The 15,377-nt window shown below is 67.7% G+C and carries 11 protein-coding genes and 2 pseudogenes; 6 read left to right on the top strand and 7 right to left on the bottom strand.

Features of this window, described 5'->3' with window-relative positions:
- Positions 1-60: 60 nt before the first annotated feature.
- Positions 61-1,443: an RICIN domain-containing protein gene (locus tag OG989_RS27680; protein WP_327028950.1), complete on the top strand. Its 1,383-nt coding sequence runs from the start codon at positions 61-63 to the stop codon at positions 1,441-1,443.
- A 103-nt stretch (positions 1,444-1,546) separates the two neighbouring features.
- On the opposite strand, the gene OG989_RS27675 is transcribed toward OG989_RS27680, so the two are convergent.
- Positions 1,547-1,696 carry an FCD domain-containing protein gene (locus tag OG989_RS27675; RefSeq protein WP_255474674.1) on the bottom strand — a complete coding sequence of 50 codons (150 nt, stop codon included), beginning with the start codon at positions 1,694-1,696 and terminating at the stop codon, positions 1,547-1,549.
- 360 nt (positions 1,697-2,056) lie between these two features.
- On the opposite strand from OG989_RS27675, the gene OG989_RS27670 reads away from it, so the two are divergent.
- The gene (locus tag OG989_RS27670) at positions 2,057-2,791 is read left to right on the top strand and encodes an HAD family hydrolase (protein ID WP_327028949.1); all 735 of its coding nucleotides are present in this window, start codon (positions 2,057-2,059) and stop codon (positions 2,789-2,791) included.
- Positions 2,792-2,903: 112 nt separating this feature from the next.
- On the opposite strand, the gene OG989_RS27665 is transcribed toward OG989_RS27670, so the two are convergent.
- A complete protein-coding gene (locus tag OG989_RS27665) occupies positions 2,904-3,032 on the bottom strand; it encodes a hypothetical protein (protein ID WP_255474673.1) in 129 nt (42 codons plus the stop codon).
- A gap of 5 nt (positions 3,033-3,037) precedes the next feature.
- Between OG989_RS27665 and OG989_RS27660 the strand changes: the two genes are divergently transcribed.
- The 4 genes and pseudogenes from OG989_RS27660 to OG989_RS27645 all read left to right on the top strand — a co-directional run bounded on the left by OG989_RS27660 (position 3,038) and on the right by OG989_RS27645 (position 6,662).
- The gene (locus OG989_RS27660; RefSeq protein WP_151452336.1) at positions 3,038-3,619 is read left to right on the top strand and encodes a DinB family protein; all 582 of its coding nucleotides are present in this window, start codon (positions 3,038-3,040) and stop codon (positions 3,617-3,619) included.
- A pseudogene (locus OG989_RS27655) lies at positions 3,603-4,037 on the top strand (transposase); the annotation flags it as partial. The gene OG989_RS27660 and the pseudogene OG989_RS27655, both read left to right, overlap by 17 nt.
- 91 nt (positions 4,038-4,128) lie before the next feature.
- Positions 4,129-4,628, top strand: a pseudogene (locus tag OG989_RS27650) (X2-like carbohydrate binding domain-containing protein).
- Between the two features lie 636 nt (positions 4,629-5,264).
- Entirely contained in the window at positions 5,265-6,662 is a 1,398-nt protein-coding gene (locus tag OG989_RS27645) for a hypothetical protein (RefSeq protein WP_327028948.1), read from the top strand.
- Between the two features lie 75 nt (positions 6,663-6,737).
- Here the strand turns inward: OG989_RS27645 and OG989_RS27640 are convergent, their stop codons facing one another.
- The 5 genes from OG989_RS27640 to OG989_RS27620 all read right to left on the bottom strand — a co-directional run bounded on the left by OG989_RS27640 (position 6,738) and on the right by OG989_RS27620 (position 14,440).
- Positions 6,738-7,037 (bottom strand): phosphopantetheine-binding protein, encoded by a 300-nt coding sequence (locus OG989_RS27640; protein WP_327028947.1) that lies wholly within the window; start codon positions 7,035-7,037, stop codon positions 6,738-6,740.
- 127 nt (positions 7,038-7,164) lie between these two features.
- Positions 7,165-8,688 carry an AMP-binding protein gene (locus tag OG989_RS27635; protein ID WP_327028946.1) on the bottom strand — a complete coding sequence of 508 codons (1,524 nt, stop codon included), beginning with the start codon at positions 8,686-8,688 and terminating at the stop codon, positions 7,165-7,167.
- Positions 8,678-10,090 carry a methylaspartate mutase gene (locus OG989_RS27630; protein WP_327028945.1) on the bottom strand — a complete coding sequence of 471 codons (1,413 nt, stop codon included), beginning with the start codon at positions 10,088-10,090 and terminating at the stop codon, positions 8,678-8,680. Before OG989_RS27630 ends, OG989_RS27635 begins: the two co-directional genes overlap by 11 nt.
- Positions 10,077-10,562, bottom strand: coding sequence for a cobalamin-dependent protein (locus OG989_RS27625; RefSeq protein ID WP_151452331.1), 486 nt, complete (start codon positions 10,560-10,562; stop codon positions 10,077-10,079). The genes OG989_RS27630 and OG989_RS27625 overlap by 14 nt, the downstream gene beginning before the upstream one ends.
- Positions 10,563-10,660: 98 nt before the next feature.
- Positions 10,661-14,440 (bottom strand): amino acid adenylation domain-containing protein, encoded by a 3,780-nt coding sequence (locus tag OG989_RS27620; RefSeq protein WP_327028944.1) that lies wholly within the window; start codon positions 14,438-14,440, stop codon positions 10,661-10,663.
- Between the last annotated feature and the right edge of the window lie 937 nt (positions 14,441-15,377).

Here is a 15,377-nt window from a genome sequence, read left to right as displayed (position 1 = left end):
GCACGCCAGGCCACCCGCATGCGTTCCGCTCGCGGGTGACCCCGACCAGAGGAGTGGACCATGAATGCCATCGGTGCGGGTCGTCGCGCCCTTCCACCGAGACATCGCTGGCGGTCAGGGCTGGCCGCGACGGCTGCGGCGGTCATCGCGGCCAGCACGTTGGTCGCCGTGGACGCGGCCCCCGCGGCTGCGGCGACCGTGGACACCAGCGCCTGGTACGTCTTGCTGAACAGGAACAGCGGCAAGGCGCTGGACCTGTACGCCTCGGCCACCAACGACGGTGCGCGGATCAGCCAGTGGACGCGGAACGACGGGGCGAACCAGCAGTGGCAGTTCCTGGACTCAGGTGGCGGCTACTACAGGCTGAAGTCCCGGCACTCCGGCAAGGTCCTCGATGTGCACAACTGGTCGACCGCCGACGGCGGAGCGATCGTGCAGTGGTCCGACACCAACGCGACGAACCAGCAGTTCCGGCTCGCGGACTCGGACGGCGGTCACGTCCGGCTGATCAGCCGGCACAGCGGCAAGGTCGTGGAGGTGCAGGGTGCCTCCACCGCCGACGGTGGGAACATCGTGCAGTACTCCGACTGGAACGGCGCCAACCAGCAGTGGCAGCTTGTCCGGGCGGGCAGCGACGATCCGCCACCGGGAGGCACCGGGTGCGGTAGGGCCCCGACGCTGTCCAGCGGCACGCACACGATTCAGAGCAACGGCAAGAGCCGCTCCTTCATCCTGCGGGTGCCCACCAACTACAACAGCAACAACCCCTACCGGCTGATCTTCGCGTTCCACTGGCGCGGCGGCACCATGCAGGAGATATCCTCGGGCGGCACCAGCGGGACGGCCTGGTCCTACTACGGGCAGCAGGAGCAGTCGAACAACAGCGCGATCTTGGTCGCGCCCCAGGGAATTGGCAACGGCTGGGGCAACGCCGGCGGTGAGGACGTCACCTTCGTCGACGACATGATCAGACGGATCGAGAGTGACCTCTGCGTCAACCCGAGGCAGCGGTTCGCCCTCGGCTTCAGTTGGGGCGGCGGCATGAGCTATGCGCTCGCCTGCGCGCGGGCTACCGTCTTCCGGGCGGTCGCGGTCATCTCCGGCGCACAGATCAGCGGGTGCAGCGGCGGTACGCAGCCCATCGCGTACTTCGGGCTGCACGGCATCTCGGACAACGTCCTGAACATCTCGCAGGGGCGGTCGTTGCGCGACACGTTCGTCCGGAACAACGGTTGCACCGCCCAGAACCCGCCCGAGCCGGGGCCGGGCAGCCGTACGCACATCACGACCACCTACTCCGGCTGCAGGGCCGGCTACCCGGTCCAGTGGGCCGCGTTCGACAACGGTCACATGCCCGGACCGGTGGACGGGACGTACGCCGAGAGTGGCGTCACCACCTGGACCAAGGGTGAGATCTGGAGGTTCTTCGCGCAGTTCTCGTGACGCAGACGGGTCAGGCGGCGCTGGCCCTCGCGACGCGGGGGCCGGCGCCGCCTGACGTCGGGCCGGGATGGCGAGGATCCTGAGCGCCGGCCTCCTGGCCGGGTCAGCGTTGCAGGCGGGTCGGCTTGCCCGAACCGCTGCGGCGGACCAGCCAGGCCTCGGTGATGTGGGTGAACATGGCCTCGGCCGCGCCGTCCGGGTCGTGCGCGGCGATGCGCTCGTAGATGCGCCGGTGGCCGCGGTTGGACGCCACGCACAGGGAGCGTTCGGTCCGGCCCATGTAGCGGGCGGTGTTGATGACTGGCTCTCCAGCGCCTGTACGACACCGCGAGCGATGCGGTTCCCGGACGCCTGCATGACCGTCGCTGATCGGTCGGCGATGAAGGTGCTCCAGTGGGCGCCCGGACTGCGATTGAGCATCAGGGAGCGCCACGGGCTGATTGTGTTTCCGCGGATCCACAAGGCGTCTTCAAGGTGGCAAAGGAAGGGCTTGTCCGGCTGCCGGTCGAGTGGTCGGTGATGCCCTGGTCCGGTTACGGGGAAATCCATGGACCATGACCCGCGATACCGTGAGCGCCGTGCGGACAGCGGTCGACTTCCAGGGAGTCGTGTGATGACGATGCGGGTGAAAGCCGTCCTGCTGGACCTGGACGGCACTCTGCTGGACCACAAGGGTGCCGCGGAGAAGGCGTTCCTCGCCGCCTGCCTGCAATGGCTTCCCGACCTCGACGAGGAGGCGCGGTACGAGGCTCACACGGAGTGGCAGCGGCTGGAGGCCGTCCACATGCGGGCGTACTTGGACAAGACAATGACCTTCCAGGAACAACGGCGGGCTAGGCTCCGCGGTGTGCTGTCCGCCTACGGCCGAGAAACCGGAGCCGTGAGCGACGACCAAGCCGATGACCTCTTCACGCTCTACCTGCGCCACTATGAGAATTCCTGGGCAGCGTATAGCGACGTCCCGGAGGTGATGCGTTTCCTCGGCGGGGCACCCGCCGGTGTGGCGGTGTTGAGCAACGGCGATCGCGCGCAGCAGGAAGCTAAACTGGCCTCGCTCCGTCTCCCCTCGACGCCACCGCTGTTCACGCCCTCCGACGTCGGTGCTTCGAAGCCGAATCCCACAAGCTTCCTCGGCGCCTGCGAGCGGATGGGCTGGGAACCCTCCGAGGTTCTGTACGTCGGTGACGATCTTCAGGGCGATGCCTTAGCCGCCGCCGCCGCGGGATTACGGGGATGCTGGCTGGACCGGCAGCAGACGTACGGGGCCGCGGCGCCCGAGGGCATCCTTCGCGTACACAGCCTGTTCGACCTTGCGACGGCCGACCTCTTCGACCGGAGCGCGGCCTAGCTGTGCTGTCCAGGGACGTGGCGGAGCAGTACCCGAAGTCGAGATGAAAGTGCTCCGGTTCGCCTCTGTCGGGGGCGGGCCGGCACTAAGGCGTGTTTCGTAAGAGGTTGTCTCACGTGGCAAGTCTCGCGAGCTTCTTGTAGCAGGTCAGGGCGGTGGCCATGGCCAGGCCTCGGCTCTGCCGGTCGTTGCGGACCACGTACGGGATCTTGAGACCACGAGTAGCCCATGGCAGGCTCATGCCGCATGATTGATGATTTCGCGAAAGCCAACCTGCACGGGAGACTGCGGCGGGACCGCAAGGCGCTGCTCTGGAAACTCGACGGCTTGTCCGAATACGACGCCCGCCGACCTTTGACAGCGACCGGGACCAACCTCCTCGGCCTGGTCAAACACGTGGCCACCGTCGAGGCCAGGTACTTCGGCGAGGTCTTCGACCGCCCTTCCCCGGAACCGCTGCCCCGGTGGCAGGACTCCAACGGCAGCGATCTGTGGGCGACCGAGGACGAGACCCGCGATCAGATCATCGCGTTCTACCGGCGCATGTGGGAACACTCGGACGCGACGATCACCGCGCTTCCCCTCGACGCCCCCGGCCACGTGCCGTGGTGGCCGGAGCCTTATGCCGACACGAACCTGTTCGCCATCATGGTCCATGTCCTCGGCGAGTCCATCCGGCATGCCGGGCACGCCGATATCCTGCGCGAGGGCCTCGACGGCCGGACCGGGTTGCGCGCCGAACACGAGAACCAGATCGACGAGGAAGCCCGTGCAGCCTACTGCGCGAAGATCGAGCAGGCCGCCAGGTCGGCTGACGAGGCGGCATGACCTGACCGACGGGCAGTGGGCTGTTCTGGCTCCGCTGCTGCCTCCCGCGCCAAAAACAGGTCGTCCGCTGAAGTGGGAGAAACGACAGCTCATTGATGGATCCGGTGGCGGATCCGCATCGGCGCCCCATGGCGGGATGTCCCGGCTGAGTCCGCGCCGTGGCCCACCGTCTACGGCCTGTTCCGCCGGTGGCAGCGGGACGGGACCTGAGGACAAGATCCTGTCGGCGTTGCAGACCGCGGGCGATGCGCAGGGCCGGATCGGTTGGACAGTGAGCGTGGACTCGATGACCAGCCGCGCCCACCAACACGCCGCCAGCGCCCGCATCGACGGGCATCTGCAAAAGGAACCGCCAGGTGGCGTGCACGACGAGCCGGCCGATCATGCGCTGGGCCGCTCGCGGGGCGGGCTGACCACCTAGACTCACCTGGCTCGCGAGCAGGGGCAGAAGGTGCGCGATCCCGGCGAAGTCGCTGACGCTGAACCTCAACGGCCTGACCTTCCAGGGGTTGTGGCAGGGGAGCACGGCGCTGGCGAACGGTGCCGACCACACCGTCTCCGGCAACACGCTCACGCTCACCCCGGCCGCGCTCACCCGGCTGGCCGGCAACCGGGCGTACGGCGTCAACGCCAGCATCGAGGCCCGCTTCTCGGCGGGGGTGCCGTGGCGGATCGACGTCGTCACCTCCGACCCGCCGACCCAGGCTGCCGCGACGGGGACGACGCAGTCGTTCGCCGTCCCGACCCAGTTCCGCGGCGACCAACTGCCGCCATGGAGGCGAAGTACGCCGACGGCAGTCCCGCCGGACCGGCGGACTGGACCCCGTACGAGGAGTTCTGGCAGCACTTCCAGCCCGACTACGCCGCGTCGACGATCCTTCTCAAGCCCGAGTTCTTCGCCGAGGTCGACGATGGCGCCGTCACCCTCACGTTCCACTTCTGGAGCGGCGCGCGGACCACGTACCGCATCACCAAGACCGGCACCACGGTGACCGGCAGCACCCCCTGACGTCCGGCGGCGCCGCGGCCAGGCAGGCCGCGGCGCCGCCGCCATCCTCATGACGCTCGTCGTGGCGATCTTCATCGGCGGCCTCATCCCACTCTCATCGTCGCCTCCGCCCTCGGTGACCACGCCCGCTGGCCGGCGGCGCGACGGAGTGCCCAGCCGCCCGCCGTCGTGCCCGCGTCGGCGAGGCTTTCGCCGGCGTGCGGCAACAGGCGGCGGGGTTGCCCGGACCGGGCCGGACTCGGTCGTGCTCATGTCGGCAGCGAGCTGATGGGCGGCAACCCGGTGCGGGAACCCGGGGACCGACAACTCCCTCGTTGCCAAACAGGCAGTTATGGCTGATCATGGCCTTGATCACTCGTCGACCGCTGGCAGCGGCTCCTTCCAGCCCTCGGGTTCGACCTCTTCGTGATGTCGGAGCCAAGGAGGAACCGAGTCCTTCCACTCCGTCGACAGCCACCTTCGACCAGGCGACCCGTTCCCGGTCGCTGTCAACTCCTGCACGCCGATCACCGCTTGCTGCGCCAGTTGGAGGCAGACCATGCCCTGCTCCTGTCAGCCTGGACGGCCGACGCCGAGCCGCTCCTGCCACGGCACGCCGCACCACCTGCGCGTCGCGACCAGGGCAGGGGGCGCCTGATGGGCTCCACCGGCCCGGTGTTCCTTCCCGACCCCGCCGCGGACTACCTGAGGGCGGTCGGAGGCGGCAAGCTGCCGGCCGACCTGCCAGCCGATCACGCGGTCGCGGTGCTGGGGCCGGAACTCGCGGCGCGCACCTTCCCGCGCCCGATGTTCGTCGCGGAGCGTGAGATCGCTTCGTTCTACGCCGACTTCGAGGTGTTGCTCGATGTCGTCGGCAGACTGCCCGATCTTCTCGCGGGCGGCAGCCTGGCCGCGTTCGGCGCGCTGACCGACGCGCCGGCGGCGATCCGCCCGATGCTCGTCGACACCGACCTGCCACGCCTCGTCCGGTACGGCCGCGCCGACCTGATCCACGACGGCACCGGCTTCAAGGTGATCGAGCTGGGCCTGAGCACCGCGGTCGGCGGGGTGCGGCGGGCACCTCTGGCTGCCGCGATCCTGGCCGACCCACGATTCAGTTCCTTCGCCGAGCGCCACGGACTACGTCACCTCGATTCCGTCACCGGCCTGGTCGACGTGTTGGACGCGGCGGCGCCGGAGCAGGAAGCCGGCAGGCCTGGCGAGCTCAGGGAGGTGCTGATGGTCGAGGCGACCGGCGCACTCGCGGAGTGGGCCGCCGCATGGCAGCCGATGGCCGAGCGGATCGAGACGCGCCCCTTCCGGACTCGGCTGGCAGAAATCGCCGATCTGTCGAAACCCGACGGGACCATCGCCGACGGTGTCGCCGGAGTCAGCGCGATCCTGCGGCTGTTCAACCTGGAGGAACTCGCCGCCGAGCCGGAACCGGCGATCGCCTGGCGGCGGCTGCACCCCGCAGCGGACGGCACCATGCCGCCGGTGGTCACCGTACCGGCGCATGACGTGTTCAACAGCAAGTCCTGCCTCGCCCTGGTGCAGTTGCCCGCAGTACAGGGCGCGCTGACCGAGGCCGAACGCGCTGCGTTGCGCCGGATCCTGCCCCAGGCGACCCGCATCGACGCGTCGTACGACCTGACCGGTCTGATCCGCGACCGGTCCGACAACATCCTCAAACCGACCACGCTGGCCCGGGGGGAGGGCACGGTGGCCGGCTGGACGGTTGACGACACGACGTGGCGCGCCGCGCTCACCACGGCGGCCAGGGACGGCCGGTACATCGTGCAGCGGCGGGTGGTGCCCCGGATCGAACCGGGCTACGACGAGCAGGGCGGCCCGGTGCGAGACTGGCACGCGGTGTGGGGGCTGCACTACGGACCGGCCGGGCTCACCGGTCTCACCTCCCGACTGGTCAGGGACCCGAGCACCGTCATCCGCGGCACCACCGAACGAGGCACCCTGCTCGCGCCGGTGCTCCTCAACTCCGGCTCTCAACCGCCGAGCGGTGACCGCCGTGGGACAGCCACCGCTGGAAGCTGACTCCCGCCGTTGTCGGGCCGCTGGCCGAGGCGCTGTCCGACGAGGACAGGGCCGGAGCGGCGGCGCTGGGTGTCCTCACGAGCGCTCGCTCCGGACGACGCCCTCCTGTTCGGCGATGAGCTCACAGACGTCCGCGACAGTCGGATTGCGGAAGAAGTCACGGAGCCTCAGGTCGACCGCCAATTCGACGTTGATCCTCGTCACGACCTCAGCCGCGAGCAGCGAGTGGCCACCGACGTCGAAGAAGTCGTCCGTCACCGAAACGGTCTCGATGTCGAGACACTCGGCGAACAGGGCGCACATCGACTCCTCCAGCGACTTCCGCGCAAGTTGATCCATGGGCATCAGATTCTCCAGAAGAAGTAGAAGGGACAAACTCGGACTCTGCCCGGCTGCTCGCCGCTGAGGCCACCACTCGGGCGGGCGGTCACCGAAGAAACGCACTCCATCCCGCCCGCTGAAGACATCGCCATCCCGTTCGCCATGCTCCGGACGGCCGAACTCAGCGCGCGAACCTCTTCTGCAGCAGTTCCGCGCAGGCCGTTCGGTCGGTCTTGCCGCGATCGTTCACGGGAAGGCCGTCCAAGGTCGCGATGCGCGTAGGGATCATGTAGTCGGGCAGGTGGGGGCGAAGCAGGTTGCGTAGTTCACGCCCTGACGGAACGTCACCGGTGCAGACGGCGGCGAGCTCGAGCTGCCCGTCGAGATGCGCGACCGCGTGGACGATCGCGTCATCGACCCCTGCCCACATTCGCATGGCGCTTTCAATCTCGTGTATCTCGATCCGGTATCCGCGGATCTTGACCTGGTGGTCCAAGCGGCCCAGGTGAACGAGGATTCCATTTTCGAGGGCGATCCGGTCGCCGGTGCGGTACCACGCCTCAGGCCCTGGTTCGGGGCGGTCGGACCCGGGTTGAGGAAGGGCGGGTTCGATGAACCGTCCCTCGTTGTCCTTGGCGTCGTGATAGCCGTGGAACCGCTGGGAGCCCCGCACCTGCAGCTCGCCGGATTCTGGATCGATCTGAGAGTCCAGATGCGGGTACACCGCGCCGATCGGCACTGTTCCGTTGGATGTCGCCGGCCAGGCGCCGCGTTCCTTCGGTAGGCGATATGACGTCATCGCCACCGTGAGCTCGGTCGGCCCGTAGAGGTTCTCCAACGTGCTGTTCGGCGCCGCCTCGGCCCATGCCTGCGCCTGGTTGAGCGTGAGCTGCTCCCCGCAGAACAGGCTCCAGCGCAGCGACGGCATGCATCCCGGAGACAGCAGCCGCGCTCGGGTGGCCATGGAAACCAGAGAGGGTACGCAGAACCAGTGCGTCAACCGGTACTTGTTGACGAACTCGACCGGATCGTAGAGGTCGTCGGCCGACGGCACCACCAGAGCGGCGCCGGATCCCCAGGTGACGAACATGTCGAAGATCGACAGGTCGAACGTCAGGCTGAACATCTGCGAGTGTCGGCAGCCTGGTTCCATCCCGTAGCGGGCGACGTTGAGATCGATGAACGGGTCCACGTTGCCGTGCCTGATCGGCACGCCCTTGGGCTGGCCCGTCGAGCCCGAGGTGAACAGCAGATAGGCGAGGTCGTGGGGATCGCCCGTCCAGTCGGGAAGGCTGTTCCGCGACGCCAATCCGGCAGTGGTGTCCGATGCCGACGGCGACCCGACGCGTACGACACGGGCCGGGAGCGTGTCCAGGAGTGCGGCGTCCGCCGTGTCGTCGGCGACGACGAAGTCCAGGCCGGCTGAGCGGGCGACCACGGCCAGGCGATCCACAGGATGGGCAGGGTCGAGCGGCACGACGACACCGCCGATCCGCAGCCCCGCGAGGTAGGCCGCGTAGGTCTCGACGGTACGCGTGGACAGCAGGCCGATTCGCGGCCGGTCGACGCCCTCGGCGAGCAGGCGGTGGCCGATGCTGCGGGAGATCCCGTCGAGCTCGGCATAGCTGAACTGCCGTCCGTCGGCGATCAGCGCGGGCTCGTCTGGATACTTCTCGACGCTCCGGATGAACCAGTCATGCAGCATACGTTTCCTCCGGATCAGCTCCCTGGGTTGCCGAATCAACCACAGTCGGCGCAAAGTCGAAATCCTGCTCGCCTGGCGGCTCAAGGAAGTAGTTGATGTCCGCCATCAGTAGTCGCATCCGGTCGTGATCGGTGGCCGTGAGCCACCGGTCATCGAGCAGGCTGCGGTTTCGACGCATGACGTCCTCGGAGAAGGGAAGCCCGCCCGCGTCCAGATAGCGGACCGCGCCAGCGCGATCCCGACACGGCATGACGTTCGACCTCGCGTGCCTGCTCGCGCTGAAGGGAACGTCCAGGGAGCCGCGTTCGAATGCCGAGGAGATTGCCAGTGGAAGACTGGCGGCGCCGAGCAGTGGACCCACGATCTCATCCACCTCGCGCTCGATCCAGTGCTGCTCCTCCTCCAGGGCGTCCTCGTCGAGCCGGATGGCGCGGACGAATGGGGCGTTCGCGATCCGTGCGAGGCGCATCCCATGAACGTTCGCCGAGGCGTCCGGGATGCCGTAACCCTCCTGGATCGTCTTCGTGACCACCTTCGCCGCGCCGCCGAGCCTCGCGGTCAGGGCTCCCGCGAATATGAGTTGCTCCGCGCGGGCGCGGCTCTTCGGAAAGACACCCATGAACTCGTGGAGCACCGGATGCACGTCGACTGACGAGGGTAGGTAGCGGCTCGCGAGAGACCGGATCGCGCGCAGCGCGGCGACATCCTGCACCAGGTTGCCGGCCTGCGGATACGCGATCGACACGCAGGTCACTCCGGCACGGGTGGCCATGACCGCTTCCAACACGCTGATCGCGAGACTGACCGACGGCGGCACGAGCACGCCGGTGAGGCTGCCGAACAGTTCACGGTCGACGACCACGCCCGCCTGAGCCAGCTCGCCGCACCTCGCGTCGATCTCCGCGTACGCGTCCAACGAGGCCGCGAGCGGCACGTCCTTGCAGTACGGCAGGTTGTACGATATCCCGCCGCCCTCGAAGGACGTTATTCCTGACGCGATCGTGGTTTCGAACAGTCGGTGCGGCAACGGAGAGCCATGGCGTACCTCCAGCGGGGCCGAGACCGCCTGGTTGAGGTCGCGTCCGCGCCGCCAACCATGCGTCACCAGCGGGTAGCCGTTCATTTCCTCAGGGGCGTTGGACAACGACGACAGCGCCCTGTCGAACTGGTTGAGCCGCGTGTAGGAGTCGATCGTCAGACTCAGGATGTCGGGGTGGGCGCCTTCTTCGAGGGCGAGCAGCAGGGCGCGCATCTGCTCATGACCGCCGACACCGCATCGCGGCTGAACCGCCACCAGGCCCTGGGCCTGCGCCGCCCTCAGGACATCGGAGACAGTGGGCTTGTCCAGCCCTTTGATGAAGCCGATCGAATCGGCAGCCGATGGAAGCTCATCGGTGTCCATCGGCTGTCTCCTCGATGCGTGGCGCACCCGAGAAGGCGGTCACCTCGCCGTCGGGTCGCCCCCGGAGTTGGTCGAGCACCGTGGGGATCGTGGACGGGTCGCGGAGGATGTGATCCACCCCCAGGGCGTAGAGGGCCGCCTCTTGGCTGATGTCGTCGGTCACGGCCACCGACAGGTTGCCCCCGACGATCACCGGGCAGGTGATCGCGCCGCGTTCCTTCGCCGCTGGCAGGTCGGCGAGATCCTGTCGTGCGTGTCCGTTGAGGCTGCCGACGAGCACCGCCTCCGCTTCAGGCCACCGGAGAAGCGCATCGCACATATCGGACACCGTCGTGCAGGCGCCGAGGTTCACCACGTTGAAGCCGCGGGACCTGAGCAAATAGGCTATGAGGTGGTTCGCGACGACGTGGGAATCGCTGGCCGCGACGCACAGGATGACGGTTCGCCTGCCGGGGCGGTAATCGCTTCTCATTCCTGACCGATTTCTATGTATCGAGGGGTCGACCGGTGCATCCGGCTGATTCGAGTCGAACATCGGTGCTGGACGGCAGCACCAAGCTCTATGGCCGTCTACGAGGGGTGGCGCTCCTCCACCAGCTGCACCCCCGAGAGCTGTGCTTTCGGGTCCCGCGCTCCGGCGGTGAGTAGCTGACGGAAGTGCAGAACCAACTCCTGTATCGCATCGCGGTCGAATATCTCGGTAGCGAACTCGGCGCGCAACGACCATCGTGTCGGCGAAACGGGGATCACCTCGACCATCAGGTCGAGCTTGGCAGTTCCGTTGTGAATGGACAGTTGTCGGACCTCCGTGCCGGCGAAGGTTACGGGGGCAGGCGTGACCGATTGAAGTGCGAAGGCGACCTGCGTGAAGGGCTGGCGGCTCCGGTCGCGGGGAGGGCTGAGCTCCTGCACGAGCCGAACGAAAGGCACGTCCGAGTTGCTGAACGCGCCGAGCGCCGATTGCCTCACCCGCTCCATCATCTCCACGAACGTCGGCGCGCCGCCGGTATGGACGCGCAGGACGACCGTGTTCATCAGGAGCCCCACGAGAGACTCCGTACCGGGATGATGGCGGCCCGCGACCGGCACGATCATCGCCACGTCGTCCTGGTCGGCGTATCGTGCCAGCAGTTCCTGGAACGCCGCGGCGACCGCCATGAAGAGCGTGCAGCCGTGATCCTCAGCCGTCGCACGGAGTTGGCCCATGAGGGGACCGGGCAGGTCGACCTCGACCCGATCGCCGCTCACCGGTCGCTGTTTCGGGCGCGGCCTGTCGGTGGGCAGGTCGAAGGGGACGTAGCCGGCGAGGGCTGAACGCCAGTAGTCCAGCTGGCGCGCCAGCCGTTCGCCGCTGAGCCATCGCTGGTACCACGCCGCGAACTCGGAGTACGTGACGTCGAGCGTCAGCAGTCGTGCCGGCCGCGATTCCACGACGCTGTCGTAGAGCTCGCTCAGCTCCTTGGTGAGGACACCGATCGACCAGTCGTCGCAGATGATGTGGTGCAGACAGAGCAGCAGAACATGCCTGTCAGGGCGAAGCCGAACCAGGCTGCCGCGCAGCAGGGGTGCGCGTTCGAGGTCGAAGGGTGTCCGCGCCACCAGGCGCATCTGCGCCTCCATAACCGCTGGGTCATTCCCCGTCGCATCGACCTCGTCGAGGCTGACGCTCACGTCGGGATGCACCCGCAGGGTGGAGACGCCACGGCTTTCCGGGAAGGACGTGCGCAACACCTCGTGCCGGCTCACCAGGAGGTGCAACGCCTGGTTCAGCGCGGCCACGTCTATCTGCCCCGTGAGCTCGTACGCCAGGGGAACGTTGTATATCGGTAGTTCGGGATACACCTGGTGCAGGAGCCACTGACCGCTTTGGGTGGGGGACAGGCCGCCGGCCGGCTGGCCTGCCGAATCCTCGGCGGCGACGGCCGGCTGGGCGGGGCTTTCCACCCTTGTCGCCCGCGCCGCCAGTGCTGACAGGACCGGATGGGCAAAGATGTCATCCAACCCGATCCGGACATGCTCCGCCGATTCCAGAAGGTGGACCACGCGCATCGCCGCGAGGGAATCGCCACCAAGCGCGAAGAAGTCGTCTGCGGACTCCACCACGTCCACCCCGAGCACCGTCTGCCACGTCCGCGCAATCCGCTGCTCGTCGACACTGAGGGGGGCGGGTTCGTCGCCGACGCGGTCGGCGTGATCGGCAACCGCCTTCACGTCGATCTTGCCGTTCGGCGTGAGCCGCATCTTCTCCACGATGACGATGCTGGCCGGCACCATGTACGACGGCAGCGCGGCGGCGCACATCTCCTGGAGGTGTCGAGCGGTGACCGGTTCCACCAGCGGGCGAGGCTGCACGTGGGCCACCAGGCGACGCCGTCCGTCCGGACGACCGACCACGCCTACGACGGCCCGATCCACCCCCGGGTGGGTGTGCAGTACGTTCTCCACGTCACCGAGTTCGATCCGATGCCCGTTCACCTTCACCTGACGGTCCCGGCGCCCGACGATCTCCAGCGTCCCGTCCGCGCGGTATCGTCCGAGGTCCCCCGTCCGGTACAGGCGGGCACCCGGGCGGCCGCCGAAGTGGTCGGGCACGAAGCGCTCAGCGGTGAGACCCGGTGACCTCACGTAACCGCGGCCGACCCCGGAACCACCGAACACCACTTCGCCGACGACCCCGTACGGGACCGGTTGAAGATTCTCGTCGAGCACGTAGACGTCGATGTTGGGGTTGGGGCGTCCCAGAGGCGTGGTGCCTCGACCGCCTGCGGCGGCAACGGCGGTCGCATCCACGCAGCAACCGCCGACGGTGACCTCCGTGGCGCCGTACTGGCTCAGCACCGCCAGCCCCGCTGCCCTGGCCGCGAGGGACCTGACGACCTCCAGTCGCAGCGGTTCACCGCCGACGAACAGCGTCCTGGTGGCCAGTCCTCCGCCCCGCAGTCGAAGCTGCCCTTCGAGGACTTCGAGGTGCGACGGGGTGAGCCGGACGAAGTCGAAGTCGGCGTCGCCGGTGAGCGCGTCGACCACCTTGTCGATCCTCGCGCCGTCGGGCAGCAACACCACCTCCGCGCCCCTCATGAGGGGTACGAAGATGCACGGCACGGTGAAGTCGAAGCTCAGTCGGCTATGCACCAGGGTGCCCTGCCGATGGCCCGTGGGCAGCACGGAATCAGCCCACAGCAGGTAGTTAACGGCACTTCGGTGCTCGATCATCGAGCCCTTCGGCGTGCCGGTGGAGCCGGAGGTGAAGATGACGTACGCCAGATTGCGTGGGGCGGCGAGGGACTCCGGTCGGTCGCTCGGTTGTGCCCGCAGCTCGGTGGCATGCCGATCGACGTCCAGAACGGGAAGACCAGTCGGCACCAGAAGGTCAGCGGTGTCGGCATCCGTGATGGTCAGGCTGACACCGGCGGCCGCGAGAGTGGTCGCCGTCCGCTCCAGAGGCTGATCGCGGTCCTGCGGTACGTATGCTGCGCCAGCCTTGAGGATCGCCAGGATCGCGACGATCACCCTCGGCTCCCGCCCCAGGAGGATGCCCACCCGGCATTCCGGCCCGATCCCGCGTTGACGGAGCAGCCGAGCGAGTTTGTTGGCCTGACGCTCCAGCTCCCCATAGGTGAGCGTGGATTCACCACACGAGACCGCGAGGGCGTCCGGCACCCGGTCCGCCTGCCTCTCGAACAGCTCGTGCAGGCACAGGTCGGGCGTGCTGGCTGCCCGGCCCCGGCCCCACTGCCGGGTGATCGTGGCGGTCTCGTCGGACGTCAGCAGGGTGAGAAGACGAGCAGGGGTGTGCGGATCAGCGTATGCGCTGCCCAGGAGAGTCATCAGGTGAGTGACCATGCGGCGGGTGGTGTCGCGGTCGAACAATTCGGGGTCGTAGCTGAGCCGACCGTCGAGACCGGCGGAGGTCGCGGTCATCGTCAGTCTGATCTCCGCCCGGAAGGTGCTCCCATCGGCCACGGGGGACTCCAACGGCTCGCCGTGGACCGTCGTCCCCTCGCCGTACCAGGCAAAGACCGCGCGTGCCGTCTGGGTCCGAGATCCGGCTCGGTGTCCGCCGTCGCCCGGTTGTTCTGCCGGATTGCCAAGGAGGCACCCGAGCTCGGAGGCGTTTGCTCTGGCCAACGCGTCGAACCCCAGTGGCCCGGGATCGCCGCACTCGACGACGGTGCCTGGCTCCGTGGTGTGCTCGTGCGCCCTGGCTGACCCGACGGGCACACCCATGACACCCATGACGAATCGTCTCTGCCCGCTGTACCGGTGCAGCAGCAGGCGCCATGCGGTCTGGAGAACCACCCACCTGTCGGTCCCGACCCGACCAGCCAATGCGTCGACCTGTTCGGCCATGACTCCGGTGATGGCGAATGGCTCGTCCGCCCTACGGCTACCGGCAGCACGAGTACGCGGCCGGTCGGTTGGCAGTTCGAGGAGTGATTCGTCTCCTGGAACCCGGTCGGCTAACTCGGGCGATTGCTCAGTCACGGCCGCTCCTGTGGCAGAGATGGGTTGCGTTCTCTCCTCTGGCGTGGCGTGAAAGGAGAGGGATTGACCAGCAGGAGGAGGGATAACGGAGAGTAGGCAAGGGCGGGGGACGTGAGCCGCGCGGGGAGTGAATGCCGGGCCGGCAGCCCGCTCTAGACGCCACCAGGTCTGTAGGCATCAGCTGAGACCACCCATGCTGACCGCCTGGTTGAGGCCGCCGTCAGGATGGTCTGGAGGGCCACCCCACCCGGGATACCACGGACGGCCGAAGGTAAGACGTCGTGCATGCTTCGGCTCCTTGGGGGCAGCGCATAGACAGAGAATTAGTGATACTGTTGCGGAGCGGAATCGAGCGGCCACACGTCTGACGGTGTGCCTTTCGGTCCCTTCCGTCTGAAGACGGACAGATGCATGAATGGCTCCAGCCCTCGTGTGGATGGATGCCCGGGGAAAAGTATGCTGACCCGACGGCTTTCGCCGCGAGTAGGCGAGCGTTCATGTGATCGCAGCAAACAACCTCAAAAAATCAACTCAACCATAAGGTGAGCGCCGCATCCGACTGCGTGTATTAGTAGTCGGATGCCGCTTTACCATGTATTGCCCTCCTGGTGGGGGATCCTACGCACAGCGAGTGGATCAAAGCAACACCTTCGATCCTCACTTAGGGGTCGGTGGGCGGTGGGCACGCCGCAGGTCGACGCCGGCCTCACCAGGGCCGTCGCCGCGGCCCCCTCATCCTGCCCGTCGCCGTGACGACGACGGCGTCCTGCGCTGCGTCCTCGGCGACGGCACCCAGAGGATC

Origin of the sequence: Micromonospora sp. NBC_01740 (genome assembly GCF_035920365.1) — a bacterium.
Lineage (GTDB): Bacteria > Actinomycetota > Actinomycetes > Mycobacteriales > Micromonosporaceae > Micromonospora > Micromonospora reichwaldensis.
This window is presented reverse-complemented; position numbering and strand designations above follow the sequence as displayed.

Excerpts from the sequence above, each read along its gene's own strand:
- OG989_RS27670 (WP_327028949.1), top strand. The coding sequence starts at position 2,057 with ATGACGATGCGGGTGAAAGCCGTCCTGCTGGACCTGGACGGCACTCTG.
- OG989_RS27680 (WP_327028950.1), top strand. The coding sequence starts at position 61 with ATGAATGCCATCGGTGCGGGTCGTCGCGCCCTTCCACCGAGACATCGC.
- OG989_RS27635 (WP_327028946.1), bottom strand. The coding sequence starts at position 8,688 with ATGCTGCATGACTGGTTCATCCGGAGCGTCGAGAAGTATCCAGACGAG.
- OG989_RS27665 (WP_255474673.1), bottom strand. The coding sequence starts at position 3,032 with ATGAGCCTGCCATGGGCTACTCGTGGTCTCAAGATCCCGTACGTGGTC.
- OG989_RS27620 (WP_327028944.1), bottom strand. The coding sequence starts at position 14,440 with ATGGCCGAACAGGTCGACGCATTGGCTGGTCGGGTCGGGACCGACAGG.
- OG989_RS27630 (WP_327028945.1), bottom strand. The coding sequence starts at position 10,090 with ATGGACACCGATGAGCTTCCATCGGCTGCCGATTCGATCGGCTTCATC.
- OG989_RS27645 (WP_327028948.1), top strand. The coding sequence starts at position 5,265 with ATGGGCTCCACCGGCCCGGTGTTCCTTCCCGACCCCGCCGCGGACTAC.
- OG989_RS27625 (WP_151452331.1), bottom strand. The coding sequence starts at position 10,562 with ATGAGAAGCGATTACCGCCCCGGCAGGCGAACCGTCATCCTGTGCGTC.
- OG989_RS27660 (WP_151452336.1), top strand. The coding sequence starts at position 3,038 with ATGATTGATGATTTCGCGAAAGCCAACCTGCACGGGAGACTGCGGCGG.